Genomic DNA, 25791 nt, shown 5'->3' with positions numbered 1-25791 from the left:
GCTGGATCGAGTGAGCGTCGCACCCGACACAACCATCGCCCTGCAGGACCGCTTTTTTCGTGAACTGCCCGAAATGGCGGTCTCCTGGAAAGCCGACGTGCCGCCGGAGCCGCGACTGCTGGTGCTCAACGAAGCGCTGGCGGCCGAACTCGGTCTGGATGTCACGTGGCTGCGCAGCCCTGAGGGGCTGCAATTCCTGGTTGGAAATCTGATTCCCGCCGGCGCCGCACCAGTTGCGCAGGCCTACTCCGGTCACCAGTTCGGCGGCTTCGTGCCGCGGTTGGGCGACGGGCGTGCCCTACTACTCGGCGAACTGGTCGACTCCAGCGGCAACACTCGCGACATCCATCTCAAGGGTTCCGGGCACACGCCATTCGCCCGCGGCGGTGACGGTTTCGCCGCGGTCGGGCCGATGCTGCGCGAGTACATCATCAGCGAGTCGATGCACGCCCTCGGCATTCCAACGACACGATCGTTGGCCGTCGTGGCCACCGGGCGCCCGGTGGTGCGCGAGACGATGCTGCCGGGCGCATTGCTCGTCCGCGTCGCCAGCAGCCACCTACGGGTCGGCAGCTTTCAATACGCTGCCCAATACAGCGCTGCCACAGGAGATTTGGGCCTGCTGCGACGCCTGGCCGACCACGCCATCGCCCGCCACTACCCCAACGCCGCGTCAGCCGAACGCCCCTACCTCGCCCTGTTCGAAGCGGTGGTTGCGGCCCAGGCATCGCTGGTGGCGCAATGGATGCTGGTCGGATTCATCCACGGGGTGATGAACACCGACAATATGACCATTTCCGGTGAGACGATCGACTACGGACCGTGCGCCTTCATGGAGGCGTACGACCTCGAGACCGTGTTCAGTTCGATCGACTCCTGGGGCCGATATGCCTACGGCAATCAGCCGACCATCGCCCAATGGAATCTGGCCCGCTTCGCCGAGACGCTGTTGCCGCTGATAGCCGAGGACACCGACGAGGCAATCGCGTTGCTGCAGAAGGCATTCAGCGGGTTCGAGCAGTATAACCAGATTCTGCGCCCAGCCACCTGCGCCAAGCTCGGACTGGCCGACGGCATCGATGCCGCGGGGCCGTTGATCGACGAATTGTTCCCGCTACTGCAAGAGAGCCACGTCGACTACACGTCCTTCTTCCGCTACTTGGGCAAGGCGGCACGCGGCGACGCTGAAGCGGCGCGGGGGCAATTCATCGACCCCGCCAAATTCGACGACTGGGTATCGCGCTGGCGGGCGCTGGGCCCCGACGCTGATCTGATGGATAGCGTCAATCCCATCTACATCCCGCGCAACCATCTGGTCGAGGAGGCCTTGACCGCGGCGACCGCGGGTGACCTCGAGCCGGTGAATCGGCTCCTTGACGCCGTCGGCGCGCCCTACACCGAGCGGGCCGGCCTAGAGCGCTACGCCTCCCCTGCCCCGACCGATTTCGGCGTCTACCGCACTTTCTGCGGTACCTGACCAGACTTATCCCGATCGCGGGTGGCAGCCGTTATTCCTAGCGCGATCATGATGTCGATGTAGGTGATGATGAGTCCCCACCAGAACGCCCACCGCATGTGCGGATCCGGCGACGAGGCAAAAAACATGATGAGGAACATCGGGCCGACGATGCCGCAGACAAACACTCCGAGCTGGACCACGAGATAGCGCCGGAAGGTGGACACCAGGCAATCTCCCGTCTTGTCGGCCAGTGCAGCAGCATATCGCGCACCATGAGGTCCACGATCGGTGTCTACCGCGCACCCATGCGCTCGCGCAGCGACCTCGTCGACCCGGGAGCCACCATCGCACGCGCCCGGCGCCTCGATTTGTGCGGTTTCGGAGAGGCGGTGCGCGCCCCCACCGAGCAGGCCCGCCTCCTCCGTCGCGTCTCCCGCTTTGCCGATGTCAAGGACGGCTCGTTCGTGTGGACCCGCGATCCCGACGGGCACTACTGGCTGGGCCGGATCGCCGGGCCCTATTTCTTCGACGACGATGCTGGCGCAGTACGCGTCGATCTGGTGCACGTACGGCGCTGCGACTGGATCGACAAACCGCTGATGGAGCCTCAGGTGCCGGCCGCCGTCGTCGCAACGTTTCGTCGCGGCGGCCGCAACTTCCAGCAGACCCACGATCCACTGGTCGGCCGGCAGACCGAACAAATCTGGGACGAACGAGCTACTACGCGCTAAACATCAAGCAAGACACGCTATTTCGTAATCAGCACTTCGCCTTCCAGGCCGTCCGGGTCACGGAAGAAGAGGCTACGCACTGCACCGAAGTCGTTGACGTGGCCGTCGCTGGCGCCGCTCTCCATCAACCTGCTTCTGATGGTCTGAAAGCTCTCTTCCGACGCGGCCTGCAGGCCGAAGTGATCGAGTCGGCCGCGGCCCCACATCGGCGTCTGGCGCTCGGGCTCGGAATTGCCTTCGATGGTGAAGACGTTGAGCTCGGTGTGCGGTCCGATGCGGATGATCGTCATCGTCTCGTCGCCCTTGTCGCCATGTGGCTTGGTGGGCCCGGCCTCGGCTTCGAAGACTTTGGTGTAGAACTCGCGCAGCCGATCAATGTCCTTGGAAATGAGCGCGATGTGGTTGATCCCGTTGAGTAACACCGCTTCGCTCCCTACACCTTTGACGACGCGCGCGAGTGCCTGGCGTGCTGCACCAGGTGCACCAGGGCCAGCACGACTGCGCCGACCACCGACCCGATCACCGCTGAAACGGCCGTATTGAGCAACCAGGCCAACACTCCACCAATGGGCTCGACGGAGTGGTGCACACCCTCCTCGGCGTGGTGCACCAGGCCGTATGGGGTGCGCCAGCCGAGGTGGTCGCTGTTCACCAGCAGGATGTGGCCGCCCACCCAAAGCATTGCCGCCGTGCCGACGATGGAGAGCACTGAGAGCAATCTGGGCATGCCGGCGACCAGTCCGCGACCGATCGCCTTTGCCGCCCGGGAGCCGGTCTTGGTCAGATGCAGCCCGACGTCGTCCATCTTGACGATGCCGCCAACAACGCCATACACGGCGATGGTGATGACGAAGGCGACGATGACCAGGATGACGAGCCGTGGAAAGAACGCCAGTTGGGTCACTTCGTTGAGCGCGATCACCATGATCTCCGCCGACAGGATGAAGTCGGTCCGGATCGCGCCAGCCACCATGTGACCCTCGCTTTCCAACTGCTCGGCCTCGCCAGCATGGCCGCGCAGGCTGCCCCAAACCTTCTCGGCGCCTTCGTAGCAGAGGTAGGCCGCTCCGACCATCAGGATCGGGCTTAACAGCCATGGCGCGAACTGGCTGAGCAGCATGGCGCCGGGCAGGATGAACAACAGCTTGTTGCGCAGCGAACCGATCGCGATGCGCTTGATGATGGGCAGTTCACGCTCGGCTGAGATCCCCTCGACGTACTGCGGTGTCACCGCCGTGTCGTCGATGACCACGCCGGCAGCCTTCGCCGTCGCGCGTCCGGCGGCGCCGCTGATGTCATCGAGAGAGGCCGCGGTCAGCTTCGCGAACATCGCGACATCGTCCAGAAGGGCGAACAGACCAGCACTCATCGCGTCTGCTCCATGGCGGTGAAGATTACCCGCGCGTCCTCAGATCGGCTCACTAGGCAGGTCGGCTGCCGACCTCCAGGGCCGCGAACTCCGTGGTTCCGTCGAAAATGGTGCGGCCCCATTCCCGGACGGTGCAGCGCAGTTTGCCGGCCAGGTATTCGTAGTCGGTATCGATGTTGCGGCGTTGCGCCGGCATCGGCACCGGCAGCACGTGTGGCCCCTCCGGAGTGCCCTGCCCATCCAGCACCACGTGATAGCGCGGCGTGCGCGCATCAATATGCCATTCCCGGACGTCGCAGTTGCTCGTCACCAGCGCGGGCGGAGTGATGCGCAGCACCCGATCGCCCAGTCGCACAACAACTCCCGTGACATCACGCTTGAGCGGCCCCAATTCGAGCAGCCCACCGGAAAAGGCCACCGAAACGTCAGCGTCGCCGAAGTCGTGAGCTTGACCCCACCACCACCGCAGCGGGAACCCCGCTCCCCAGTTGCGTTCGCAGTACAAGGTGGCATCGGTGAAGGTCCAGCGTTCGCCGCCGTGGTTGACGGTTCCGGACGCCTTGCCGCCAAGGCGGTAGGGGTGCCAGTACTGATTCAGAAACGGGACGGACGAGAACACTCCCCCACCTCCGAACGCCTTCGGCCACTGGAACGAGTCTTCGAATTTGACGTCGAGTTCGGTTTCACCGATGACCATCCTCAGTCGGTCACGTTCGGCGTCGATCAGGTTTCCCCCCGAGTCCGCCTGCACCGAGAACTGCGTTCGATCGGCCCGGACGCCGTCGACGGCAGCCGAACTCACCGCCCCGCCGGGATGCAACGCGATCGCCGCGGTCGACCAATTGCCATCCGGGTGCCGATTTTCGCTGCACAGCGCGACCACCACCCGCCCTTCGCGAGGGTCTGAGAACCGCCAGAACCAGCCCTCCATCTCGGTGCCGTGCGACGGTAGCGGATCCCCAAACGGCACATCCGCTCCCGTTCGGCGATAAATCGACACAAGCCGTTGAGCAGCGCGCGCAGCAGAATCGACGACATTCACACCATTGCTGGTACCCACCCACGGGTGATCGAACCGGCGGCCGACGGCGGGCCATTGCTTCATCACTCGATCATTGCTTTTGAGTTGAACTCAACTTACCGTTACAGCATGGCGGCACGGGCGCAAGCGCGAGGTGCGATGGCACGGGACAAGCTGCTCGACGCCGCCACCGACGAGCTAGCCGAGACCGGCGAGATCGAGGTGGCCGCGGTGGCCCGCCGGGCCGAGGTGAGCGTGGGGCTGCCCTACCGGTATTTCGTCAACCGGACCGGACTGCTCATCGCGGTCCAGGAGGCGTTCTACCAACGACTCGGCGACGCTGCCGCGATGCGGATCTATGACGCCCCGACCTGGGCGGCGCGTGAATTTCAGCGGATCCGCGACTGGGTCGACTTTCTCTACCAAGAACCGGTCGCGCCGATGGTGCTCGCCGGCTTCGGTGACGCCGAGGTGTCCGCCGCCAACACGCGTCACCTGCACGAACTGATCGGGGTCGGCGCCCGCAACATGGCCCAGGCGCAACGAGCAGGTGAGCTCCCGGCAGAGCGTGACCCCGAATTCATGGCCGCGGCAACCCTTGGTGGAACCAACGCCGTCGTCGCGGTGTGTTTGACCCGGGTTCCTCGACCACCCGCCGAATTGGTCGTCGATCAACTGTGGGCGTTTGTGTCCGGCGCAGTCGGCCTGACCCAGAACTGAGAGGAAACCCCATGTCGCACAATGCTTCCGGCGCCAATCGCACCATTGAATCGGTTGAGGAACTGGCCACCGACCTGGCCGGCCGGTACAAGTTCACCGCCAGTGGCGGCGCCGTCGTCGACCCAGCTGTGGTCGACGCCGACCTGTTGGCCATCGAGCGCGACGGGTACCTCATCTTGGCGGACTTGCTCACCGCGGACGCCTGCGCGGAGATCAAGGCAGCAATCAATCCGCACCTGAACAAGACCGGCCGCAACACTTTTGAAGGTTTGCGCACCCGGCGGCTCTACAACATTCTCAACAAGAGCCGCTGCTGCGACCCGCTGGTCGAGCACCCACGGGTGCTGGCGCTGCTCGACCGGCTGTTCCTGCCCAATTACCTGCTTTCTCAGCTCCAAGCCATCGAAATCGACTCCGGCGAGCAAGCCCAGCTGTTACACCATGACGACGGCATGTACCCGATACCGCGCCCACGCCCGCCGCTGAGTGCGGCCACCATCTGGGCCATCGATGCCTTCACCAACGAAAACGGCGCCACGGTCGTCATTCCCGGAAGCCACCTTTGGGGTGCTGGTCGTCGCCCTACCGAGCAGGATCACCAGGTCAGCGTGGTGATGCCGACCGGCTCGTGCGTGTTCTTCGTCGGGACCCTGTGGCATGGTGGCGGCGCCAACCGGACCGACCGGTCGAGGCTGGCCGTCACCGCGCAGTACTGCGAAGCGTGGTTGCGACCCCAGGAGAACTTCACCCTCTCGACCCCCAGGGAGACAGCCCGGCTGGTTTCCGAAGACCTGCGCCGGATGCTGGGATACAGCATCCATCCGCCGTTCGTCGGCATGGTTGAAGGTGTGCACCCCAAGCGGTTGCTCGAGGATGCGTAAGGAGATCACGGGACAGTCGATACACCCGTCGACACAGGCGGTTTCATGCAGGGTTAGGACGCCGTGGTGACGCTGTAGATACGCGCTTCCCAGCCGGCCAGTTCAAGAGACCCCCGCAGGCGGTGCGGAGCACCGGCAAGGTTTCCGAGCAGCAGATCCGCCGAGATCCATTCTTGGCCAACGGCTTCCCTGATGTTCACGGTCCGTGGCTCGCGTCCGCAGTTGGCGATCACGAGTAGTCTGCTGTCCAGGGCAGTCCTGGTGTAAGCCCAGATCTGCGGGTCATCCGCCATCAGCGGCGTGAAGTCGCCGTCCACCAGCACGGGCAGTTGACGGCGGAGGCGGATGACAGCTTGGTAGTGCGCGAAAACGGAGTCCGGAGCCTCGGTCTGGGCTGCGGCGTTGAGCCAGGTGTGGTTGGGGTTCACCGGCAGCCAGGGATCACCGGTGGTGAATCCAGCGTTCGGTCCCGCATCCCATTGCATGGGCGTGCGGGCATTGTCGCGGCTGATCTTGGCCAAACCAGCCAGTGCCACACCCGCGTCGGCGCCAATTTCGAGGACACTCTTGTAGTAGTTGACGGCCTCAATGTCCTTGTGATTCTGCGGAATCCGGAACGGGAAGTTTGTCATTCCGAGTTCTTCGCCTTGATAGACGTAAGGGGTTCCGCGCATGCCGTGCAACACGGTCGCGAGCGCCTTCGCCGAGGCGGCCCGGTATTCGGGGTCGTCGTCGCCGAACCGGGACACCACCCGCGGCTGATCGTGGTTGTTCCAGTACAGGCTGTTCCAACCGGTTTCGGCCAAAGCGGCCTGCCACCGATGGAGCGACTTCTTCAAAGCGACCAGGTCCAGGCCGAGGTAGTCGAACTTGTTCCTCGGGTTCTGATCAACAGACATGTGCTCGAACTGGAAGACCATATTGACCTCCCCCCGAGCCGGATCGGTATAGAGGCGGGCTTGTTCGGTTGTCACCGCAGGCATTTCGCCGACCGTCATGAACTCGCCATCGTGGGCTGCGACGACCTCCCGGGTCAGTTCGGCGAGATAGTCATGAACGTTGGGACCGTCGACGAACCCCTCGAACCCAATGACGAACCGCTGACCCGGAACCGGCGCTGCGTCGGGCAGCCCCTCGGCTTTGGAGATGAAGTTGATGACGTCCATCCGAAACCCGTCCACACCACGATCGAGCCACCAGGTCATGATGTCCTGCACGGCTTTTCGTACCCGCGGATTGTCCCAGTTCAAATCAGGCTGCTTACGGTCGAACAGGTGCAGGTAGTACTGCTCGGTGGTCTCCTCCCATTGCCACGCAGAACCGGAGAAGAATGAGCCCCAATTGTTGGGCTCGGCGCCGTCACGAGAGTCCCGCCAGATGTACCAATCTCGCTTCGGGTTGTTGCGCGACGAACGCGACTCGACGAACCATGGGTGCTCGTCGGAAGTGTGGTTGACCACCAGGTCCATCACCAGCTTCATTCCGAGGCGGTGCACCTTCGCCAGGAGTGCGTCGAATTCGGCCAAGGTGCCGAACAGCGGATCAATGTCGCGGTAGTCACTGATGTCGTAGCCGTTGTCGGTCTGCGGTGAACGGTAAATCGGTGACAACCAGACGACGTCGACCCCGAGCTCGGCCAGATAGTCGAGGCGCCCGATGATGCCACCCAGATCGCCGATGCCGTCGCCGTTCGAGTCGGCGAAGCTGCGCGGATAGATCTGGTAGACGACGGCAGACTTCCACCAATCGGTGTCGCGTCGACCGCGCTCAGTCACTTTTGCGGGCCGATAACTTCGCGATACACCTGGACGTACTTGTCGACCATGCCGGCGACTGTGAACCGGCCGGCGGCGCGCTCAGCGATCTCGCGCCGGTCGAGGCCGCCCGCCGCCGCGACCGCGGCCACCGCCGAATCGGCATCGTGGACCAAATAGCCGGTGACCCCGTGCTCGATCAGTTCGCCCATCGAGCCCCTCGAGTTGGCGATGACCGGCGTGCCGCACGCCATCGCTTCGACCACGCTGTAGCCGAACGGCTCGTCGAAGTCGATCAAGTGGAGCAGGGCGTGCGCGCCTCCCAGCACCTCAGAGCGCCCGGCGGCGTCCACGGCGCCCAGGTAGCGCACATGATCGCCGTCTATATGCGGCGCGACCTCGTCGCGGAAGTACTGCTCATCCTGGATGATCCCGGCGATATCGAGTCGGCGGCCACATCGGCGAGCCACCTCGATCGCCTGCGCGGTGCCCTTATCCGGGTGAATCCGTCCGAAAAACAAGAGGTGCTCGCCAGGGCTCGGATGGATTGCGAATCCATCGAAATCGATGCCGTGATGGATGGTGGCGGCATAGTGCAGATTCGGGTGGCGGTCGGCATCGCTAATCGACACATATGTGGTTGTGCTGTCATAGCGCTCGTAGACAGGGACGATCCTTTTCGAGGAGAACCCGTGGATCGTGGTGACTACCGGTGTCGTAACGAGATCGCTGTACGTGAGTGGCAGGAAGTCGAATCCGTTATGGATGATGTCGAATTCGCCGGCGCGCTCGAACACCGAGGCGATGTGCAGGCACTCGGCGACCTTGGCGTCGATCGTCGCATCCTCCGACCAACCGCAGGGCGCGGTGGCGTGCAAGCTGGCCGCAGTGATCGAGTCTGCCGTGGCGAACAGCGTGACGCGATGGCCGGCCGCCACCAACCCCTCGGTGAGCAACGAGGCGAACTGTTCCCAAGGCCCGTAGTGGCGAGGTGGTGTACGCCACGCGATCGGCGCCAGCACGGCGATTCGAATCGGACCGCCGGTTCCCCGATGGACGGGTCCGTGCATGGGAATGTGGATGAGCTCAGGCTACTCGGGCCGCGAACTACGCGAGTTGGCGAACGCCTGTCAGGCTGGTCCTTGAGATGACCGCCACCATTGCTGCCCTATTGCCCGATCCGGACGACTTGTCCACACTGCGCGCGACAGGCGCCGATCCTGATCAGCTGTTCGCCTCTTTCGCCGATTGGGCGGCGGCGAGCGGAACCACGTTGTACGCGGCGCAGGAGGAAGCGCTGATCGAACTGCTCAGCGGCGCCAACGTCATCCTCGCGACGCCGACCGGGTCGGGCAAGTCGCTGGTCGCTACCGGCGCGCTGTACGCCGCGCTGGCAGCGGGCCGGCGCAGCTACTACACCGCGCCGATCAAGGCACTGGTGAGCGAGAAGTTCTTCGGCCTCTGCGCGGTATTCGGCGCGGCCAACGTCGGCATGCTCACCGGCGACGCCTCGGTCAATGCCGGGGCGCCGCTCATCGCCTGCACCGCCGAGGTGTTGGCCAACATCGCACTGCGCGAGGGCGCCGAGGCAAATATCGGCCTGGTGGTCATGGACGAATTCCATTTCTACGGCGACCCGGACCGCGGCTGGGCCTGGCAGGTGCCGCTGCTGGAGTTGTCCAACGCCCAATTCCTGCTGATGTCGGCCACGCTTGGTGACGTCACGACTATTCGCGAGGACCTCACTGGTCGCACTGGGCGGCCTACGGCGCTGGTCGCCAACGCCGAGCGCCCGGTCCCGCTGTTCTACTACTACTCGACCACCCCGATACACGAGACGATCGGCGAACTGCTCGACACGAAGCAGGCGCCGATCTACGTCGTCCACTTCACCCAGGCCTCGGCGCTGGAACGGGCACAGGCGCTGATGAGCGTCAACGTGAGCACCAAGAAACGAAAGGCAGCGATCGCCGAAACCATTGGCCAGTTCCGCTTTTCGTCAGCATTCGGAGCGACACTGTCGCGACTGGTCCGCCACGGCATCGGTGTGCACCACGCCGGAATGCTGCCCAAATACCGTCGCCTGGTGGAACAGCTGGCCCAGGCCGGCCTGCTGAAGGTGATCTGCGGAACCGACACGCTTGGCGTCGGTATCAACGTGCCGATCCGCACCGTCGTACTCACTGCCCTGTCGAAGTACGACGGCACCCGCACGCGACTGCTCAACGCCCGCGAGTTCCACCAGATCGCCGGACGGGCCGGCCGAGCCGGTTACGACACCGCAGGGACCGTCGTCGTACAGGCACCTGACCACGAGGTGGAGAACCTCAAACAATTCGCCAAAGTCGCCGATGACAAAAAGAAGCGCCGGAAGCTGGTGCGCCGCAAGGTACCCGAGGGCATGGTGCCGTGGAGCGAATCCACCATGACGCGTCTGGTCGACGCCACCCCGGAGCCGCTGACGGCCAATATGCGGGTGTCGACGGCGATGATTCTCGACGTCGTCGACCGCCCCGGCGACCCGTTCGTCGCGATGCGGCGGCTGCTTACCGAAACCCGCGAACCGCGCAAGCGCCAACTCCAACACATCCGTGAGGCCGTCGGCATCGCCCGCTCACTACTGCAGGCCGGCATCATCGAACGTGCGACCGGCGACCAATCCGACGGACGCCGCTATCGGCTGACATTGGATCTGGCACCCGACTTCGCCCTCAACCAGCCGTTGTCGACATTCGCGCTCGCCGCGGTCGATGTACTGGACCAGACATCGGAAAGCTATGCACTGGACGTTGTTTCGGTGATCGAGGCAACTTTGGAGGACCCCCGTCAGATCCTCGCCGCGCAACTGAACAAGGCCAGAGGCGAAGCCATCGCCGCGATGAAAGCCGAGGGCATCGAGTACGACGAGCGAATCGAGTTGCTCGACGACGTCAGCTATCCCAAGCCACTCGAAGAGCTGCTCAGCGTCGCCTTCGAGGTCTACCTGCAAAGCAACCCCTGGGCGGCCGACGCCCGGCTGTCGCCGAAATCCGTGGTGCGCGAGATGTGGGAGCGGGCGTTCACCTTCCGCGAGTTGATCAGCGTCTACGGGCTGACCCGTTCCGAGGGTACGGTGTTGCGCTACCTCTCCGACGCCTTCAAAGCGCTGCGGTCGTCAGTGCCCGCCGCCGCGCGAACCGAGGAGGTCACCGACATCGTTGAATGGCTTGGCGAGCTTGTGCGCCAGGTTGATTCGAGCCTGCTCGACGAGTGGGAGAAACTTACCAGCGAGGACCAGCCGTTGGATGCGCACGTGCCAGTGCCGGCTCGGCCACGCCCGCTGACCGGCAACGAACGGGCATTCACCGCGATGGTTCGCAACGCGTTATTCCGGCGGGTGGAGCTGTTCGCGCGGCGCCGCTCAGCAGACCTCGCGGCACTCGACGCCGGCTACGGCTGGACCGCCGAGCGCTGGACCCAGGTCATCGACGCGTACTTCGATGAACACGACGATGTCGGCACCGGCGCCGACGCGCGTGGGCCGGCGCGACTGATCTTCGACCGGCAACCCGGCGTGTGGCGGGTGCGGCAGATCCTCGACGACCCGGCCGGCGACCACGATTGGGGCTTCGACGTAGAGGTGGACCTGGAAGCATCCGACGAGGAGGGTGTGGCGGTCATCCGCCTGGTCGACGCCGGTCGTCGGGATTGATGCGGCGACCCATTGGCACCGGCGGGGAATAACGTGACATGTCACGTGTTATATCCACCAAGAGGCCGCGGCGACCCCGCCGACCTCGAACAAAGGAGATCATCATGGGTCAGCTTTCCGGCAAGACGGCACTAGTCACCGGCGGCAACTCCGGCATCGGCCTGGCCACCGCACAGCGGTTCGCCGCAGAAGGCGCACACGTGTTCATCGCCGGCCGCAATCAACAGACCCTCGACGACGCCGTGGCGTCGATCGGCGCGGGGGCTACCGGCATCCGCGCCGACGTATCGAATCTCGACGATCTCGACAAGCTTGCTGATGCCATCAGAGCCGGTGGACACGGACTGGATGTGGTGTTCGCCAATGCCGGCGGCGGCGAAGCGGCGACGCTGCCCGATGTGACTGCCGAACAGTTCACCAATACCTTCCAAATCAACGTCGGCGGAATCGTATTCACGCTGCAGAAGGTGCTGCCGCTGCTCAATCGAGGAGCGTCGATCGTGTTGACGGGTTCGACCGCCGCCTACGGCGGCTCGCCTGGCCTGGGCATCTACGCGGCGTCGAAGGCGGCCATCCGTTCGCTGGGCCGCACGTGGGCGGCGGAGTTGGTCGACCGGGGCATCCGGGTCAACACCGTGATACCCGGCCCGGTGGAGACGCCGGGACTGAAGGGCTTGGCGCCGAGCGGCCAGGAACAGGCGCTACTCGACGAGCAGGCGTCGCACGTGCCGATGGGCCGGGTGGGGCGGCCCGAGGAGATCGCCGCCGCGGTGCTGTTCCTCGCCTCCGACCAGAGCAGCTTCGTCACCGGAACCGAACTGTTCGTCGACGGCGGCGAAAGGCAGCTGTAACGCTAGGGCCGCGCGCTGGCCCGCACCTCGATGTCGGGGCGGGGAAGCGTCCCATTGCGCAGAATCGTTTCGTACACCTCGCTCAGCACCTCGGCCAGGCCCGTCACCTGATGATTCTTCAACTCGGAGAAGAACAGTCGCTTCACCCACGCCGCGTGCAGGGGCGCCGCCACCCGGAACGCCCGCAACCCTGCGTCGGTGAGAACAGCGTCGGTGGCCCGGCCGTCGATTTCCGACGGCACCCGGTCGATCAAACCGCGGCCGCTCATCCGTTGCAGATGGTGTGAAAGCCGGCTGCGTTCCCAGCCGATCGTGGTCGCCAGACTGGTGAGCTGCGCGCGGCGCCGCGGCGCATTCGTCAACGCGTTCATCACCGTGTAGTCGCCCAGCGACATCCCACAATCGGCCTGCAGCTGACGATTCATTTCGTATTCCATGCGGTGGTAGACGCGCATGTAGCTCAACCACGCCTGCTGCTGCGACGGGTCGAGCCGATCGTCGGCGTTCACGTGCGACCACTTATCCCGGGGAAGATGTTGAAAGCATTGTCATACAACACTTTCCGGCTCCACTGCGCCCCCAGGCCGAGGCCGATGATGGACTCGACCGCGTGGTGGTAGGGATAAGGAATGTTGGGATAATCGCTGCCGAACAAGACTTTCTCGGACAGCTCTTTCAGCCCGTGGAGCGCGTCTGGCGGGAACGGCTGGGATTGCTCGGTGAAGTCGGTGAACACCATCGTCGTATCGAGATAGACCCCGGGATACCGGCGGGCCAGGTCCATGAACTCGGCGTACTCGGGCATGCCCATGTGAGCGATGATCAGCTTCAACGACGGATGCCGGCGCAGCACCTCAGCCACCGGTTGCGGCCCGGTGAAACCGCCGGGCACCGGACCAGAACCGGCGTGAATCACGGTGGGCACCTGCGCCTCCTCCAACACCGTCCACACCGGCTCCAGCAGGGGGTCCAGCGGCGAATAGTCACCAACCTGTATGTGCGCCTTGAATACCTCGGCCCCGTCGGCGATCGCACTGCTCACGTAGCCGGCCGCGGCCGACTCCGGGTAGAAGGTGGCGGTATGCAGGCAATCGGGAGTGTCCGCGGCAAACTGGGACGACCACGCATTGAGCCATTCGGCCATCTCCGGTTTGTGCGGATAGACCAGCGATGTGAACGCCCTGGCCCCAAACTCCCGCAGTCGCGTCACCCGTTCCGGCTCGTCGAACCGGTACGCGATATGCCACTCGCGGCCCGTCAACGACTCGATCCGGTCGAAGTAAGCCCACACCTTGTCCAGCACCCGCTTGGGCATGAAATGAGTGTGCACGTCGATGAGCGACGTCAGCCCCACGTCGTAGAGCAGGCTACGGACGGCCGCCACCTCCGCCGCATGTTCCGCTTCGCGGCCGCCGGCCGGCGGGACCTGGTGTTGGTTGCACACGGTCAAAACCTTTGCAGGCGTGCGCTCACGCGCTTGCGGCGGACTCCCCCAGATACGCCACGATCGCGCTCGTCAGCCCACGGCGCGCTTCGTCGAGATCGTCGTAACTGCCCAACTGTCGTTCCGAGACGAGTCCGCGCATCGCCCCGGGAATGAACGAGGCGACCTCGTGGACGCGGCGCGGATCTACCTGCAGGTCCGCAAACGCCTTCTGGCAGGTCGCGTGCCAACCCTGGCCCCACGACCGCAGTTCGGCCGCCGTGCGCGGGTACAAACGATCGAGTTCACTGGGCTCGCGTGGCAGCGCCGCACGCAGATTCTCGATCGCCCGGGAATCGGGCGCGGTCAGCCCGTTGTAGAGGGTGTCGATGATCGCCGACACCCGCGACTGCAACGACGATCCGGTATCGGGGTTGGCGAACACGTGCGCCCGCCGTTCTGCGGTGTGATGGAGCACTGCCGCCCAGAACCCGTCGGCGTCGCCGAACTGGTACTGCACGGTGCCCCAGGTGACGCCGATCTGTTTGGCAATGCGGTTCGCCGAAACCGCCCCGGGGTCGCCAGATGCGAGTGCGGTGACGGCCGCTTGCAGCATGGCCTCGCGAGTTGCCAACCCTCGCTTGTTGGACCTGCGACCCGCACTGTCCGCGACTGCCATCTCCGCATCCTAACGCGAAATCAGATGTTTCATTGACACCTTTATGACTTCTTCATAGAGTCGTTGATGATCTACTGCGAGAGGACCGCTTGTATGGCCAAGCCGCCATTGTCGATGAAGCCGACCGGATGGTTCCAGGTCGCGTGGTCCGACGAGATCGGCATCGGCGACGTCCACCCGATGAAGTACTTCGATCAGGAGATGATCGCCTGGCGTGCCGAGTCCGGCCAACTCACCGTGATGAACGCTTACTGCGAGCATCTTGGCGCCCACCTCGGCTACGGCGGCAAAGTCCTCGGCGAGGTGTTGCAGTGCCCCTTCCACGGTTGGCAGTGGAGCCAGGAGGGGCGCAACGTGTGCATCCCTTACCAGGACCGGCCTAACCGGGGGCGCCGGGTGCGCACGTATCCGACGGTGGAGCGCAATGAGTCGGTCTACATCTGGCACGACATCGAGGGCCGCGCGCCGTTTTTCGAGGCACCTGACATTTTCGCCGACTTCGACGACGAGCGCAGTCCGGCCGACTACTACCCGCAGCAGCGACTGTTCCGCCAGGACTTGGAGTTACATCCGCAGTATGTGCTGGAGAACGGGGTGGATTTCGCCCACTTCAAGTACGTCCATGAGACGCCGATCGTGCCGATCTTCACCCGGCACGACTTCGACGAACCGGTGTCCTACGTGGACTTCACCATCACCTTCGAAGGCGACGATCAACAGAGCATTGAGGATGTCAAAAGCGGTGTCGAGGCCATCAACGGCGGACTCGGTGTCGCGGTCACCAGAAGTTGGGGGATGGTGGACAACCGCACCATCTCGGCGATCACCCCGGTCGACGAACGCACGTCTGATGTGCGTTTCATGGCCTACATCGGCCGAACTCCGGGTCGCGACGACGACCGCGCGGCGTCGAACGCGCGCAGATTCGGCGAAGAAATCATCCGGCAGTTCACCCAAGACGTGCACATCTGGTCACACCAGCGCTATTCCGACCCGCCCGCTCTCGCGACCGCAGAGTACGAAGGTTTCACCGCAATTCGCAAGTGGGCCACCAAGTTCTATCCCGACGGCAAGGGCGGCAGTGCCGCCGAATTAGCCAAGTCCGGTTCCTGAAAGGGCCATTTCATGACGATTAAGGTGTTCCAGGTCGCTACCGGCAACGTCGGTTCCGAGATGATCAAGCGCATCGCCACCCACCCCGACCTCGAACTCATTGGCGTGCATTGCTATTCGCAGGACAAGATCGGAAAGGATGTCGGCGAACTCGTCGACCAGGCCCCCAATGGCGTACGGGCGACCGGCAGCATCGAGGAGATCATCGCCGCCAAGCCCGATGTGCTGACCTTCCACGGCGTCTTCCCCGACGAAGACCTCTACGTGAAAGTCCTTGAAGCCGGAATCAATATCGTCACCACCGCCGACTGGATCACCGGGTGGCACCGCGACCGCAACCACCCGCACCACTCCGGCAAGCCGGTCACCCAACTGCTGGCCGAAGCCTGCGAGAAGGGCGGATCGACGTTCTACGGAACCGGGATGAACCCTGGCGTCAACCAGATCCTGGGTGTGGTGTGCTCGGCCGACGTCGCCGAGATCGAGAACGTGACCACCATCGAATCCGTCGACGTGTCCTGCCACCACTCCAAGGAAACCTGGATCGAGGTCGGCTACGGCCTGCCGGTGGACGACCCGTCGATCCCGTCGAAGTTGGAGAAGTACACCCGCGTCTTCGCCGACAGCGTGCTGATGATGGCCGACTGCTTCGACATCGAACTCGACGAAGTGAAGTTCGACTACGAATTGGGCGCCTGCACCAAGGATGTCGACCTCGGCTGGTACACCCTGCCCAAGGGTTCGCTGGGTGGCAACTACATCAAGTATCAGGGCATGGTGAACGGCGTCCCCCGGGTGGAAACACATCTGGAGTGGCAGATGACACCGCACACCGATCCCAGCTGGGATATCAAGGGCTGCTACATCACTCAGATCAAAGGCGACCCGTGCATCTACAACAAGCACATGATCTTCCCGAAGAAGGGCGTTGATCTGTCGAACCCCGCTAACTTCGCGTCCATCGGCATGACGGTAACCGGATTGCCCGCCCTCAACTCCATCGCGTCGGTGGTCGCCGCCGCACCGGGTCTGGTCACCAGTGCCGAACTGCCACTGCGCGCTTTCGCAGGCCGGTTCAAGATCGAGAACCGTTGAGCTATCGCGTCATCGGGTGGGGCACCGGCGCCATCGGGCGCGAGATGCTCACCACGATCCTCGACCACCGACCCGATCTGAAAATCGTTGGCGCGCGGGTGTACTCCGACGACAAGAACGGCGCCGACGTCGGCTCCCTGGTTGGCCGGGACCCAATCGGAGTCGTCGCCAGCACCGACGTCGACACGATTCTCGCCCTTGACGCCGATTGCGTGCTCTACACGCCGCGTAACGCGAGCATCGACGACGTGTGTGCAATCTTGGCCAGCGGCAAGAACGTTGCCACCACCGCATTCTTGTTTCATCCACGACGCATCGCATCCGAGGATTCCGACCGGGTGGCGCGGGCATGTCAGAGCGGCAACACCTCCGTGCACGGCAGCGGCCTGAATCCCGGCAACCTGTCCGGGGTCTTGCCGCTGGCCCTGTCCGGAATGAGTCGCACCATCGACAGCGTCACCTTGCAGGAGCGCGCCGACTGGTCGGTGTACGAGAGCACGTCAATCACGTTCGACAACATGGCCTTTGGGCAGCCGGTCGAAGACGTCAGCCCCACCGCCAACGAATTTCTGGCCTTTACCAGCGCACTGTTCGAGGAGCAGGTCTGGTTCATCGCCGATGAGTTGGGCGCCGACATCGACGAGGTCGTCGCAACGGTGGAAGCCGTGCCGGCCGAGGCCGACCACCAGATCTTCGACCGTGTTCTATCGGCCGGAACCACCGCCGGCCAACGGTGGACGTGGAGCGGGAATCGGGACCGCGCAACGCTGGTCCAAATCGAAGCACTGTGGACCGTGGGCGGCGAGTACCCCAAGCACTGGCCACGACCCGAGCACGGTTGGACCTTGACGATCGAAGGCGATCCGTCGATGCGCGCTCACTTCTTCAGCCTGGCCAGCTTCACCCGGGCGGCCTCGATGGAAGAGCACGTTCGGTCGGCCAATGTCGCCACCGCGATGCAGGTACTCAACGCGGTGCCCGCCGTCTGCGACGCGCCCGCCGGATTTGTCACCAGCGCCGCGCTGCCATTGATCCGTAATTGCAACGGCTTTCGCCGCCGCTGAGCATTCAGTTGTCGGTTTCGACGACCAGCACCTCGGTGTTGGCCTTCTTCGAGACCGCCCGGGGTACCGAACCCAGCACCTTCCCGACGATCGAGTTGGTGCCGACGTTGCCTACCACCAGCAAATCGGCCTTGACCTCATCGGCCAATTGCACCAGTGCCTCCACCGGGGCCCCTTCCACGGCGCGCTCCTCGACCTCGTCCGCGCCGGCATTCCGTGCCCGGGATGCAGCGTCGCGCAGCAAATCGTAGACGGGCGCAGCGCCCTCGGTCCGGTACTTTTCGTCGCGATGCTGATCGGGATCAGTTCCGCCTCGCTCTTCACCTAGGAACGCTGAGGCCACGACGAGTCTTGCTCCCGATTCGGCCGCGATTTTCGCAGCGCGATCGACCGCGCGAAAAGACGTGTCCGATCCATCGGTACCCACCACTACGACGTTGTATTTGCCCATCGATTCCTCCTGGAGTTGCCCAGGAGTTATCTATCCCGTCGTAGCAAGATCGAAACAAATCAGTTTGCTATGACCCCAGCGCGAGGACCAATTTGCCGGTGTTGTCGCCGCGGAACAGCGACAACAGGACTTCAGGGAAGTCGCCGACGCTGCCGGTGACGACCTGCTCCCGTGAGTGCAGTTCGCCGTTGCGCAGCCAATCCGCAAGCTGTGCAACGCCTTCGCCGTACCGGTCGGCGTAGTCGAAGATCACGAAGCCGGACATGGACGCCCGTGCGACCAGTAGCTGCATGTAGTTGGCCGGACCACGCAGCTCGCTGTCTGCGTTGTACTGCGAGATGGCCCCGCAGATGACGACGCGCGCACCCCGGGCCAGGCGGGACAGTGCGGCTTCCAGCGTCGCTCCCCCGACGTTGTCGAAGAACACGTCAATACCGTTGGGGGCGTGCGTCTTCAGCTGCTTACGGAGATCGCCGGCCTTGTAGTCGATGGCGGCGTCGAAGCCGAGTTCGTCGACCAGCCAGCGGCACTTGTCCGCACCACCGGCAATGCCGACCGCGCGGCACCCCTGTATCCGCGCGATCTGGCCGACGATGCTGCCCACCGATCCGGCGGCGCCGGAGACGACTACGGTCTGGCCCGGCTTTGGGAGCCCGACGTCGAGAAGCCCGAAGTAGGCGGTCAGCCCGCTGATGCCGAGGGCGCCCAGATGCACCGGTGCCGGGGCGAGTTTGGTGTCCACCGGCGTCACGTCGCGCCCGTCGGACACCGCGTACCGCTGCACGCCGAAGGTGCCGTATACCTCGTCGCCGACCGCGAATCCCGAATGGCGCGAATCGATTACCCGGCCGATGCCGCCCGCCCGCATCACCTCGCCGATCTCGACCGGCGGCACATAGGATCGGCCGGCATTCATCCAGGTCCGCATCGCCGGATCGACCGATAGATACTCGACCTGCACCAGGAATTCGCCGTCGTCCGGGCTGCCGGCGGGTTCCTCGGTGATCTGCCAATCGGACACCTTCGGCAGGCCGACGGGGCGGCTGGACAGGCGACAAGTGGTATTGGTGTACGTCACGATTCCTCCTGTTGAAGTGCGGCCAGAGTTGCCCGGGCTCCCGGGTCCTCGGCGGTACTGGGCACCACGGCGACGCAGTCGGCGCCGGCCTCGTGGTAGGCGCGCAGCCGTGCGGCTATCCGATCGGCGGAACCCAGGGCACCGACTTGGCCGATTAACTCCACCGGGATTGCGCCGGCCAGGTCTCGCCTGGTTGCGCCGCCGCGCGCTTGGCGGACCAGGTCATCGAACCCCAGTCCACTGAACATCTCGCCGTATCCGGGTGGAGCGAGATACACCGCGAGCTGTGCCGCCAATTGGCCGTGCGCGGCGTCGCCGGGGTTCAGGGCGATGGGCACCCAGACCGTGAGGCGGGGCGTAGGGCGGCCGGCGGCGGCGGCGGCCGCGTCGAGTGCGGCGCGAACGTCGCGGACCCGCGCCGTCGAAGCGAGGTTGAGCACCACCTCGTCGGCAAGCTGCGCGGCCAGCCGGATCATCTGAGGGCCGAACGCTCCCAACGCAATTCGCGTTTCCCCGCTCGGGCTGCGCAGCCGGAACCCGTGGCTGCTGACCTGTCGTCCCGAGTAGTCGGCGCGGGCGCCGCCCAGCATCGGCCGCAGACATTCGATCGTCTCCCGCATCAGTGCCGCGTGATGTGCCCATTCACGGTTGTGCCAACCGGTGACGATGAACGGACTGGACGCTCCCAATGCGATATCAACCCGGTTGCCGGTCAGGGAGGCAACCGAACTCACCCCCAGTGCCAGCGTCACCGGGCCACGAACGCCGACGGCCAACGGCCCGATCTTGAGTGTCAGCGCCGGTGCACGGAGGCCGATCGCGGTCGCCAGCGCGAATGCGTCGTAAGTGGCCATCTCACCGATCCAGAGAGCGGCGAACCCGGACTCGGCCGCCGCCGACGCCACATCCACCGCTTCGAGGTCCGGCCGGTCGAGCCAGAACGGCAGGACGACTTCGATGTCGCTCACAGCATCGACACGTCGGCGGCCTGGTCGAGCAGGATGCGACCGGACAACTCCCGGGATGCCTCGTTGACCTGGAAATGTGCGGTCGCAGTGAACGCATCACGGAACCGCTTCTGCAGCGGGGAGCTGTCGTAAATGGCACTGCCACCGGCCAAGTCGTACACGGTGCGCACCACGTCGGCGGAGGTCCGCGCAGCATGGGTCGCCGCCAGTCGTAGCCGGTTGCGCATTTCGACCGGCACCTGTTCGGGCTCGTGGCTCGCCCGCCACGCCTCCTCGATCGACTGGTAGTACAGCGCGCGGGCGGCACTGAGCTCCGACTCCGCCGTTGCCACCGCCGCCTGGGTGGCCGAACGTTCCGCGAGGGTGCGCGTCGCACCGAGACCTCGCTTGCCGCCGGCCAATTCGGCGAAATCGTCGATTGCGCCACGGGCATTGCCCAGGGTGGCCGCGCCTATACACAGCGCGAAGAACCCGAACACCGGGAAGCGATACAGCGGCCGATCCAGCACCGGGCCACCGAACACCGAGAAGACACGATCGGCGGGTACGAACACCTCGTCGGCGACGGTGTCGTGGCTTCCGGTGCCGCGCAGGCCCAAGGTGTGCCAGTTGTCGAGGACCTGCAGGTCAGCCTTGGGCAGTGCGACGACCGACGGCACTCTCAGGCCGTCGACGAAGCAGCCGGCAAACAGCATGTCGGCGTGCGTGATTCCGCTGCAGAAGGGCCATCTCCCAGACACCACCACACCGCCGTCGACCGACTTCGCGACACCGCGCGGCGCCCACACCCCGGCGGCGACACCCCGCCCGCCGCCGAACATCTCTTCGCGTGCGGACGGCGGTAGGTAGGCGACCAGCAGCGCGCTGGTGATCGCGATCGACACGCACCATCCAGCCGCCGCGTCGCCACGGGCGATCGCTTCGGCGCACCGCAAGGCCGCGCCCGGTGCCAGCTCCAGCGCGTCAACCTCGCGCGGCATGGTCGCGCGCAGCAGGCCGGCATCGTTCAGCCGGGCCACCAACTCGGGTGGAAGCCTGCGCTCACGGTCGATCTCCGCCGACATCTCGCGGGCCGCGAGTGCGATCTTTTCGGCGGTGGCCTCGATCTCGATGTCGGGCTGATTCATCAGCGACTCCTGATTGCGGTGACGGTTCAATTAAGTTACCACCTGTGGTTCAGTTATTGAACCGGGTACAGTGACTGAACTATGGCGACCCCTGATCTGTCGCACCGGTTCGAAGGCGAGTCCGTTGGCCGCGCACTCGAGCTGGTCGGCGAGCGCTGGACGCTACTCATCCTCCGCGAAGCGTTCTTTGGCGTGCAGCGCTTCGGCCAGCTGGCGCGCAACCTCAACATTCCTCGACCGACGCTGTCTTCTCGACTGCGGATGTTGGTCGAGGCAGGCCTGCTTGACCGGGTGCCTTACTCGCAGGAACCGGAGCGCCACGAATACCGCCTCACCGACGCGGGCCACGATCTGTTCGGCGCGATTGTCGTCCTGATGCGGTGGGGCGACGAGCATTTGCCGAATCCCAATGGGCCACCGATTATTCTGCGGCACAACGCTTGTGGCGAGATCGCCGATGCCCATCTGGCTTGCACCCACTGCGGCGAGGAGATCACCGCCCGAAATGTGACGCCAGAGGCGGGGCCAGGTTTCGTGCGCCAGCGCCTCAACACCGAGGACTGAGCACGGCCTCAACGGCGGCGCCGGCGGGAATGGCGGTAACGGCACCGGTAGCAACCCCCAGGGCGGCTACGGCGGTAAGGACGGCGCGGGTGCGTCCGGTGGCGCTCCTGGCGCGAAGGGCAACAACGGCACGCCGCCGCCCGCTTGAGGCAACGGATATCACCTGGCCGGGCAGGCCTCGGCGATCTGTATCGAGGCGGGCCACAACGCTGCCATCAACCCGAACGCAGCGACATCCGCGCCGGCGGGCATCACTTTCGCCAACCGCGGCTCGATCTGGGCGACCTGTACGGGATGCAGGGAAGCCCACACCAGGCCAATCGACAGGTAGGGAATCGCCAGCCACAGCGCCACCTCGATCAGCGCTGCGACGCTGACCTGATAGCTCAGCGCGCGCCGGACCCGGTCCATCGAGGCCATTCCTCAGATCAGCGGACGGCCTCGTCGCACCCTGCGGCGGACATCGGCGAGGAGCAGATGAGTGCCGCCCTGCCGGACAAAGGGCGGCAGGAAGCGATTGACGAAAGCCACTGTCAGAAAAAGCATTTCGAAGAGACGCTGCTTGTTGTCGCTCCAGGACACCCCGAGCGCTTCACGGAATACCGGTGCCAGAAACCCGACGGTCAAGAACTTCAGCAACCGGTGAAAGGGCAACCGCAGCATCGGGTTGATCATCTGAAGATCGATGAGGTCGAGCAGATAGTCGCCGACCACCTCGCCGATCTCCACCTGCTGGCACGCTTCAATCCAGTAGTCGTCGAACGCTTTTCGGGTCGGCGGCCATTGCTCCTCGCGCACCTGCAAGGTGGTGCCCAACGTCGCGGCCGACCGGTAGAATTGCTCGGCCTGCTCTTCGTTCATCGGTCCGCGCAGTAGCTGATAGGTGTCTTCGAGTCCAACGAACAGGCACGCCGCTACCCATAGCTGCAGGTTTCGGTCGAAGGCGTTGTACCGCACCGGACTTTCCGGGGTGGACTTGACGTGCCGGTGCGCGCCGTCGACGGCAGTGCGAAACGCGTCGCGGTCTTGCTGGGACCCGAACACCGCGACAGCCAGATATTGAAACGTGGTGCGGGCGCGCTTCCACGGGTGCTTCAGCAAGTTGCCGGAATCCACTTTCGATTCCACGACGCCGTGACCCACGCCCGGCCGCGACAACTGCATGATCACATTCGCCGCCCCGGCCGCGAACGCCCAGAAGTCCATCGCTTCTCGGATGTCGACCGGAGCGTCGGTCCAGCGGGCCGTCTGGCGGGTGGCATGTATACGCGTGTCAGCGATGGACAGCGCGGGAGTCTCGTCAGACTGATTATGCGAAACAGTCATTAACACCATCCCTACCTTCGCCAACGCTGCCGACCACTCAAACCCACCCCTCAACAGGATTGAATCGCCTCAATCAGGCTCTCACAATCCGGTGGAATTGGGCAACGAATTAGAAGAATACGGATTAACATAATCTCGACCAGCGCAGCCAAGACGTCTCCCCTAGGTGCAACGATGCTCACCAAACTTCGCGACCTGCTCGACTACAAGCTGACCATCGCCGAACTGATCGGCCTGGGAATCATGCTCGGCGTTCCGTACTTACTGGTAGGACTGCTCTGGTCGTCAACTCATACCGAGCACCTGAAGCAGATGCATGGTGCCGACCTGGTGGTCTCGTTCCTCGGGTCGATCGTGTCGTGGCCGGTGCTGTTGTTTTCCAACGTCTGCATGACCTGACGGTCAGGCCTTCTGGTGGGCGATCTGGATCAGGTTGCCGCAGGTGTCATCCAGGACTGCCGTCGTCACCGGTCCCATGTCGGTCGGTTGTTGGGTGAAGCGCACACCGAGTTGGCGAAGCCGCTCATATTCCGTCTGGACGTCGTCGACAACGAAGGACGTGAATGGGATTCCGTCTTCCATCAAGGCCTCTTTGAACGGCTTGGCCGCGCGGTGTCCGTCTGGTTCCAGGACGAGTTCGGTGCCGTCGCGGTCACCCGGGGCGACCACGGTGATCCACCGGTGCTCCCCCATCGGAATATCGTGCTTCTGCACGAAGCCGAGGATCTCGGTGTAGAACCGCAGTGCCTTGGTCTGGTTGTCGACCATAACGCTGGTCAGATTGATTCGCATGAGATCCCTCCCCTAGCCGCTTACTGCGGGTGGCCGGCCAGGTACGCCGAGACAGGGATGCGTTCGGATGACTGATATCCGATCGGCAGCAGCACGTCACCCGCGGTGGTCAGGTAGTAGACATCCCACCGGTGATAGTCGGCGAAGGCCGCCGGGTCACCGGCGATCGCGCTGGCGTAGTCGTTGACCGCACCGACGTAGTGGCTGGAGTGGTTATAGCTGTAGATGGCGCCGTCGCGATTGCCGGCGAAACCGTTGGCGGCAAGCATGCGGCCGGCGGCCATGATGGCGTCGTGCGGTGACCGAATGTCACCCCCTTCGCCGTAGGAAGCGAATGTCGACGGCAGGAATTGCATGGGTCCCTGCGCGCCGGCGGTGCTGACGCCGGAAATGCGGCCGAAGTCGGTTTCCACCATGTTGATCGCTGCCAGATAGTTCCAACTGACGCCGGTCGCCGCCTCTGCCGCACGGTAGTAACCGAGCAACTCGTCGCCTGGGGCCGGCGGGTCGATGCGCCACGCAGGCACGGTGTCCTTCACGTCGCCGCCGTTGAGTGCCATCAGGTGGTGACGGGCGTCGACGTTGAGGTTGTAGAACCCGATGAGAGCGGCCGGGATCACCGGTCTCACGATCGAATCCCACTCGGGATGACGCCCGATGGCGCGGTAGGCCGCCTGCTCGCGAAGTGCAGCGGTCTGCAGCGCTGCTTCTGATGACGACGGGTCACGCAGGACCGTTTCGTCGGCGACCAAATCGCGGGCCAGGGTGGCGGGGTCGGACGCCAGCGCGGGTTGCGCGGAAGCAGTAGGGGCGGACACGACCAGCCCCAATGTGGCTGCTGCGGCGAAAATCGCTGCGCCGCAACGTCTCGTTCTACGCAACCAATTCTCGTCGCGAAAGTGCATGGTGTCTCGGCCCCCGGTGCAGGTGTGCAGGCCCGTCTTCATTGGCCCCGCGCGGTTGTTTCCGCCCTACATCTTGACCGCCGCGGCCTGATTGGCCAAGCCCGTCAGCTCAGTACGCCGGGCGTTTTCACCAGGCCGGCGGCTTGTCCAACATCACCGCGTGATCCGTCTGCCACTGATAGCGCACGGTGGTGATCGGCCCCGGGCACGCGACGCAGACGTCGCGATCGTCCTTATAGTCGAGAGCAACGGTGTCGTCGGTGGACTTGGCCGCGTTACGAGTGGTGAACGCGTACGCCTTCGTGGTGGCTACCCCGACGAAGCCGCCCTTGTGGAAGAGCATCGCGAGGTCCGGCGAATCTCCGGTGGCCCCGAGCACGGTGATGATGACCGTCGAAAGAGTGCTGCAGGGATTGAAGTTGCTGCTCGAATCGAAGCTGAGGGTGTTGGTGTCCCAGGCCGAGTTTCCGGGCAGGGTCGGTAGCGATTTGATCGCTGTCTGAATCTCGGGTGCGGAGAGGTTGACGCCACAAGTCGGTTCGGCCCGGGCAGGTATTGCCGCCGGATTCAGCATGCCGAAGATAGCTACCAGCGCGGCCAAACCAAGTTTTCGCATCGAAGCACGGCCTCCTGTTTCCGGGATGCGTGTTCGCAGTGTTGCATCCCAGTGCGCAATGCCGCGGCGACACTTCGTGGAACCAGGGATTCATATCCAGGTCTTATCCAGGC

The 25791-nt window shown here is 64.4% G+C and carries 29 protein-coding genes; 11 read left to right on the top strand and 18 right to left on the bottom strand.

Translation table 11 applies throughout. The features are described from left to right. The first annotated feature begins 10 nt into the window (after window positions 1–10). Window positions 11–1477, top strand: coding sequence for a protein adenylyltransferase SelO (locus tag ACZY1I_RS05350; RefSeq protein ID WP_463753208.1), 1467 nt, complete (start codon window positions 11–13; stop codon window positions 1475–1477). Here ACZY1I_RS05350 and ACZY1I_RS05345 read toward each other — a convergent pair. Then, complete coding sequence (locus tag ACZY1I_RS05345; protein WP_463753207.1) at window positions 1453–1683, bottom strand: hypothetical protein; 231 nt, start codon at window positions 1681–1683, stop codon at window positions 1453–1455. The genes ACZY1I_RS05350 and ACZY1I_RS05345 overlap by 25 nt on opposite strands. An 81-nt stretch (window positions 1684–1764) precedes the next feature. Here ACZY1I_RS05345 and ACZY1I_RS05340 point away from each other — a divergent pair, with 81 nt between their 5' ends. Next, a complete protein-coding gene (locus tag ACZY1I_RS05340; RefSeq protein ID WP_463753206.1) occupies window positions 1765–2190 on the top strand; it encodes a GAF domain-containing protein in 426 nt (141 codons plus the stop codon). Window positions 2191–2207: 17 nt separating this feature from the next. Here ACZY1I_RS05340 and ACZY1I_RS05335 read toward each other — a convergent pair whose 3' ends face one another. From ACZY1I_RS05335 to ACZY1I_RS05325, 3 genes are read right to left on the bottom strand one after another with little or no spacing between them, the layout of a single operon-like run. Next, the gene (locus ACZY1I_RS05335) at window positions 2208–2612 is read right to left on the bottom strand and encodes a VOC family protein (protein ID WP_463753205.1); all 405 of its coding nucleotides are present in this window, start codon (window positions 2610–2612) and stop codon (window positions 2208–2210) included. Window positions 2613–2623: 11 nt separating this feature from the next. Next, window positions 2624–3559 (bottom strand): DUF808 domain-containing protein, encoded by a 936-nt coding sequence (locus ACZY1I_RS05330; RefSeq protein WP_463753204.1) that lies wholly within the window; start codon window positions 3557–3559, stop codon window positions 2624–2626. A gap of 52 nt (window positions 3560–3611) precedes the next feature. Then, window positions 3612–4664, bottom strand: a complete 1053-nt coding sequence (locus ACZY1I_RS05325) for a tocopherol cyclase family protein (protein WP_463753203.1) — start codon at window positions 4662–4664, stop codon at window positions 3612–3614. 45 nt (window positions 4665–4709) lie between these two features. Between ACZY1I_RS05325 and ACZY1I_RS05320 the strand changes: the two genes are divergently transcribed. Both ACZY1I_RS05320 and ACZY1I_RS05315 read left to right on the top strand, forming a co-directional pair. Continuing rightward, window positions 4710–5300: a TetR/AcrR family transcriptional regulator gene (locus ACZY1I_RS05320; RefSeq protein WP_463753202.1), complete on the top strand. Its 591-nt coding sequence runs from the start codon at window positions 4710–4712 to the stop codon at window positions 5298–5300. Window positions 5301–5311: 11 nt separating this feature from the next. Beyond that, on the top strand, window positions 5312–6181 hold the full coding sequence (locus tag ACZY1I_RS05315) for a phytanoyl-CoA dioxygenase family protein (protein ID WP_463753201.1): 870 nt from the start codon (window positions 5312–5314) through the stop codon (window positions 6179–6181). 53 nt (window positions 6182–6234) lie between these two features. On the opposite strand, the gene ACZY1I_RS05310 is transcribed toward ACZY1I_RS05315, so the two are convergent. Beyond that, a complete protein-coding gene (locus ACZY1I_RS05310) occupies window positions 6235–7956 on the bottom strand; it encodes a glycoside hydrolase family 13 protein (protein ID WP_463753200.1) in 1722 nt (573 codons plus the stop codon). Beyond that, entirely contained in the window at window positions 7953–9005 is a 1053-nt protein-coding gene (locus ACZY1I_RS05305; protein ID WP_463753199.1) for a glycosyltransferase family 4 protein, read from the bottom strand. The genes ACZY1I_RS05310 and ACZY1I_RS05305 overlap by 4 nt, the downstream gene beginning before the upstream one ends. A 77-nt stretch (window positions 9006–9082) precedes the next feature. Here ACZY1I_RS05305 and ACZY1I_RS05300 point away from each other — a divergent pair, with 77 nt between their 5' ends. Both ACZY1I_RS05300 and ACZY1I_RS05295 read left to right on the top strand, forming a co-directional pair. Further along, complete coding sequence (locus ACZY1I_RS05300) at window positions 9083–11626, top strand: DEAD/DEAH box helicase (protein ID WP_463753198.1); 2544 nt, start codon at window positions 9083–9085, stop codon at window positions 11624–11626. 104 nt (window positions 11627–11730) lie between these two features. Further along, entirely contained in the window at window positions 11731–12477 is a 747-nt protein-coding gene (locus ACZY1I_RS05295) for an SDR family oxidoreductase (protein ID WP_463753197.1), read from the top strand. A gap of 2 nt (window positions 12478–12479) precedes the next feature. Here ACZY1I_RS05295 and ACZY1I_RS05290 read toward each other — a convergent pair whose 3' ends face one another. Genes ACZY1I_RS05290 through ACZY1I_RS05280 form a run of 3 tightly spaced genes read right to left on the bottom strand, consistent with a single transcriptional unit; the run spans window position 12480 to window position 14579 of the window. After that, complete coding sequence (locus ACZY1I_RS05290; RefSeq protein ID WP_463753196.1) at window positions 12480–12986, bottom strand: MarR family winged helix-turn-helix transcriptional regulator; 507 nt, start codon at window positions 12984–12986, stop codon at window positions 12480–12482. Continuing rightward, window positions 12983–13921 carry an amidohydrolase family protein gene (locus ACZY1I_RS05285; protein ID WP_463753195.1) on the bottom strand — a complete coding sequence of 313 codons (939 nt, stop codon included), beginning with the start codon at window positions 13919–13921 and terminating at the stop codon, window positions 12983–12985. Before ACZY1I_RS05285 ends, ACZY1I_RS05290 begins: the two co-directional genes overlap by 4 nt. Before the next feature lie 25 nt (window positions 13922–13946). Beyond that, window positions 13947–14579: a TetR/AcrR family transcriptional regulator gene (locus ACZY1I_RS05280; protein WP_463753194.1), complete on the bottom strand. Its 633-nt coding sequence runs from the start codon at window positions 14577–14579 to the stop codon at window positions 13947–13949. Window positions 14580–14672: 93 nt separating this feature from the next. On the opposite strand from ACZY1I_RS05280, the gene ACZY1I_RS05275 reads away from it, so the two are divergent. From ACZY1I_RS05275 to ACZY1I_RS05265, 3 genes are read left to right on the top strand one after another with little or no spacing between them, the layout of a single operon-like run. Beyond that, window positions 14673–15692, top strand: a complete 1020-nt coding sequence (locus tag ACZY1I_RS05275) for a Rieske 2Fe-2S domain-containing protein (protein WP_463753193.1) — start codon at window positions 14673–14675, stop codon at window positions 15690–15692. Between the two features lie 12 nt (window positions 15693–15704). Next, window positions 15705–16787 carry an NAD(P)H-dependent amine dehydrogenase family protein gene (locus ACZY1I_RS05270; protein ID WP_463753192.1) on the top strand — a complete coding sequence of 361 codons (1083 nt, stop codon included), beginning with the start codon at window positions 15705–15707 and terminating at the stop codon, window positions 16785–16787. Window positions 16788–16831: 44 nt separating this feature from the next. Further along, a complete protein-coding gene (locus ACZY1I_RS05265; protein WP_463753522.1) occupies window positions 16832–17851 on the top strand; it encodes an NAD(P)H-dependent amine dehydrogenase family protein in 1020 nt (339 codons plus the stop codon). Window positions 17852–17855: 4 nt separating this feature from the next. Here the strand turns inward: ACZY1I_RS05265 and ACZY1I_RS05260 are convergent, their stop codons facing one another. The 4 genes from ACZY1I_RS05260 to ACZY1I_RS05245 all read right to left on the bottom strand — a co-directional run bounded on the left by ACZY1I_RS05260 (window position 17856) and on the right by ACZY1I_RS05245 (window position 21475). Beyond that, complete coding sequence (locus tag ACZY1I_RS05260) at window positions 17856–18302, bottom strand: universal stress protein (RefSeq protein WP_463753191.1); 447 nt, start codon at window positions 18300–18302, stop codon at window positions 17856–17858. A gap of 67 nt (window positions 18303–18369) precedes the next feature. After that, on the bottom strand, window positions 18370–19380 hold the full coding sequence (locus tag ACZY1I_RS05255) for an NADP-dependent oxidoreductase (RefSeq protein WP_463753190.1): 1011 nt from the start codon (window positions 19378–19380) through the stop codon (window positions 18370–18372). Continuing rightward, complete coding sequence (locus tag ACZY1I_RS05250; RefSeq protein WP_463753189.1) at window positions 19377–20348, bottom strand: LLM class F420-dependent oxidoreductase; 972 nt, start codon at window positions 20346–20348, stop codon at window positions 19377–19379. Before ACZY1I_RS05250 ends, ACZY1I_RS05255 begins: the two co-directional genes overlap by 4 nt. Next, window positions 20345–21475 carry an acyl-CoA dehydrogenase family protein gene (locus ACZY1I_RS05245; protein ID WP_463753188.1) on the bottom strand — a complete coding sequence of 377 codons (1131 nt, stop codon included), beginning with the start codon at window positions 21473–21475 and terminating at the stop codon, window positions 20345–20347. Before ACZY1I_RS05245 ends, ACZY1I_RS05250 begins: the two co-directional genes overlap by 4 nt. An 81-nt stretch (window positions 21476–21556) precedes the next feature. On the opposite strand from ACZY1I_RS05245, the gene ACZY1I_RS05240 reads away from it, so the two are divergent. Next, entirely contained in the window at window positions 21557–22039 is a 483-nt protein-coding gene (locus ACZY1I_RS05240; RefSeq protein WP_463753187.1) for a winged helix-turn-helix transcriptional regulator, read from the top strand. Window positions 22040–22198: 159 nt separating this feature from the next. On the opposite strand, the gene ACZY1I_RS05235 is transcribed toward ACZY1I_RS05240, so the two are convergent. Both ACZY1I_RS05235 and ACZY1I_RS05230 read right to left on the bottom strand, forming a co-directional pair. After that, on the bottom strand, window positions 22199–22450 hold the full coding sequence (locus ACZY1I_RS05235) for a hypothetical protein (protein ID WP_463753186.1): 252 nt from the start codon (window positions 22448–22450) through the stop codon (window positions 22199–22201). A gap of 12 nt (window positions 22451–22462) precedes the next feature. Further along, on the bottom strand, window positions 22463–23365 hold the full coding sequence (locus tag ACZY1I_RS05230) for an oxygenase MpaB family protein (RefSeq protein WP_463753184.1): 903 nt from the start codon (window positions 23363–23365) through the stop codon (window positions 22463–22465). A gap of 174 nt (window positions 23366–23539) precedes the next feature. Here ACZY1I_RS05230 and ACZY1I_RS05225 point away from each other — a divergent pair, with 174 nt between their 5' ends. Then, window positions 23540–23764, top strand: a complete 225-nt coding sequence (locus ACZY1I_RS05225) for a hypothetical protein (protein WP_463753183.1) — start codon at window positions 23540–23542, stop codon at window positions 23762–23764. A gap of 3 nt (window positions 23765–23767) precedes the next feature. On the opposite strand, the gene ACZY1I_RS05220 is transcribed toward ACZY1I_RS05225, so the two are convergent. The 3 genes from ACZY1I_RS05220 to ACZY1I_RS05210 form a co-directional block, all read right to left on the bottom strand. Further along, entirely contained in the window at window positions 23768–24157 is a 390-nt protein-coding gene (locus ACZY1I_RS05220; protein WP_463753182.1) for a VOC family protein, read from the bottom strand. A 20-nt stretch (window positions 24158–24177) separates the two neighbouring features. Beyond that, window positions 24178–25062: a lytic transglycosylase domain-containing protein gene (locus tag ACZY1I_RS05215; protein WP_463753521.1), complete on the bottom strand. Its 885-nt coding sequence runs from the start codon at window positions 25060–25062 to the stop codon at window positions 24178–24180. Between the two features lie 127 nt (window positions 25063–25189). After that, the gene (locus tag ACZY1I_RS05210) at window positions 25190–25678 is read right to left on the bottom strand and encodes an LppP/LprE family lipoprotein (RefSeq protein WP_463753181.1); all 489 of its coding nucleotides are present in this window, start codon (window positions 25676–25678) and stop codon (window positions 25190–25192) included. Window positions 25679–25791: the final 113 nt, after the last annotated feature.

Source organism: Mycobacterium sp. IDUB_37, from assembly GCF_055419245.1.
The sequence above is the reverse complement of the archived record's forward strand: the minus strand, read 5'-3'. Positions and strand labels throughout refer to the sequence as shown.

Excerpts from the sequence above, each read along its gene's own strand:
- ACZY1I_RS05280 (WP_463753194.1), bottom strand. The coding sequence starts at position 14,579 with ATGGCAGTCGCGGACAGTGCGGGTCGCAGGTCCAACAAGCGAGGGTTG.
- ACZY1I_RS05225 (WP_463753183.1), top strand. The coding sequence starts at position 23,540 with ATGCTCACCAAACTTCGCGACCTGCTCGACTACAAGCTGACCATCGCC.
- ACZY1I_RS05325 (WP_463753203.1), bottom strand. The coding sequence starts at position 4,664 with ATGAAGCAATGGCCCGCCGTCGGCCGCCGGTTCGATCACCCGTGGGTG.
- ACZY1I_RS05260 (WP_463753191.1), bottom strand. The coding sequence starts at position 18,302 with ATGGGCAAATACAACGTCGTAGTGGTGGGTACCGATGGATCGGACACG.
- ACZY1I_RS05265 (WP_463753522.1), top strand. The coding sequence starts at position 16,832 with ATGCTCACCACGATCCTCGACCACCGACCCGATCTGAAAATCGTTGGC.
- ACZY1I_RS05275 (WP_463753193.1), top strand. The coding sequence starts at position 14,673 with ATGGCCAAGCCGCCATTGTCGATGAAGCCGACCGGATGGTTCCAGGTC.
- ACZY1I_RS05230 (WP_463753184.1), bottom strand. The coding sequence starts at position 23,365 with ATGACTGTTTCGCATAATCAGTCTGACGAGACTCCCGCGCTGTCCATC.
- ACZY1I_RS05220 (WP_463753182.1), bottom strand. The coding sequence starts at position 24,157 with ATGCGAATCAATCTGACCAGCGTTATGGTCGACAACCAGACCAAGGCA.
- ACZY1I_RS05210 (WP_463753181.1), bottom strand. The coding sequence starts at position 25,678 with ATGCGAAAACTTGGTTTGGCCGCGCTGGTAGCTATCTTCGGCATGCTG.
- ACZY1I_RS05215 (WP_463753521.1), bottom strand. The coding sequence starts at position 25,062 with ATGCACTTTCGCGACGAGAATTGGTTGCGTAGAACGAGACGTTGCGGC.
- ACZY1I_RS05315 (WP_463753201.1), top strand. The coding sequence starts at position 5,312 with ATGTCGCACAATGCTTCCGGCGCCAATCGCACCATTGAATCGGTTGAG.
- ACZY1I_RS05295 (WP_463753197.1), top strand. The coding sequence starts at position 11,731 with ATGGGTCAGCTTTCCGGCAAGACGGCACTAGTCACCGGCGGCAACTCC.
- ACZY1I_RS05330 (WP_463753204.1), bottom strand. The coding sequence starts at position 3,559 with ATGAGTGCTGGTCTGTTCGCCCTTCTGGACGATGTCGCGATGTTCGCG.
- ACZY1I_RS05320 (WP_463753202.1), top strand. The coding sequence starts at position 4,710 with ATGGCGGCACGGGCGCAAGCGCGAGGTGCGATGGCACGGGACAAGCTG.
- ACZY1I_RS05340 (WP_463753206.1), top strand. The coding sequence starts at position 1,765 with ATGCGCTCGCGCAGCGACCTCGTCGACCCGGGAGCCACCATCGCACGC.
- ACZY1I_RS05235 (WP_463753186.1), bottom strand. The coding sequence starts at position 22,450 with ATGGACCGGGTCCGGCGCGCGCTGAGCTATCAGGTCAGCGTCGCAGCG.
- ACZY1I_RS05270 (WP_463753192.1), top strand. The coding sequence starts at position 15,705 with ATGACGATTAAGGTGTTCCAGGTCGCTACCGGCAACGTCGGTTCCGAG.
- ACZY1I_RS05245 (WP_463753188.1), bottom strand. The coding sequence starts at position 21,475 with ATGAATCAGCCCGACATCGAGATCGAGGCCACCGCCGAAAAGATCGCA.
- ACZY1I_RS05305 (WP_463753199.1), bottom strand. The coding sequence starts at position 9,005 with ATGCACGGACCCGTCCATCGGGGAACCGGCGGTCCGATTCGAATCGCC.
- ACZY1I_RS05240 (WP_463753187.1), top strand. The coding sequence starts at position 21,557 with ATGGCGACCCCTGATCTGTCGCACCGGTTCGAAGGCGAGTCCGTTGGC.
- ACZY1I_RS05300 (WP_463753198.1), top strand. The coding sequence starts at position 9,083 with ATGACCGCCACCATTGCTGCCCTATTGCCCGATCCGGACGACTTGTCC.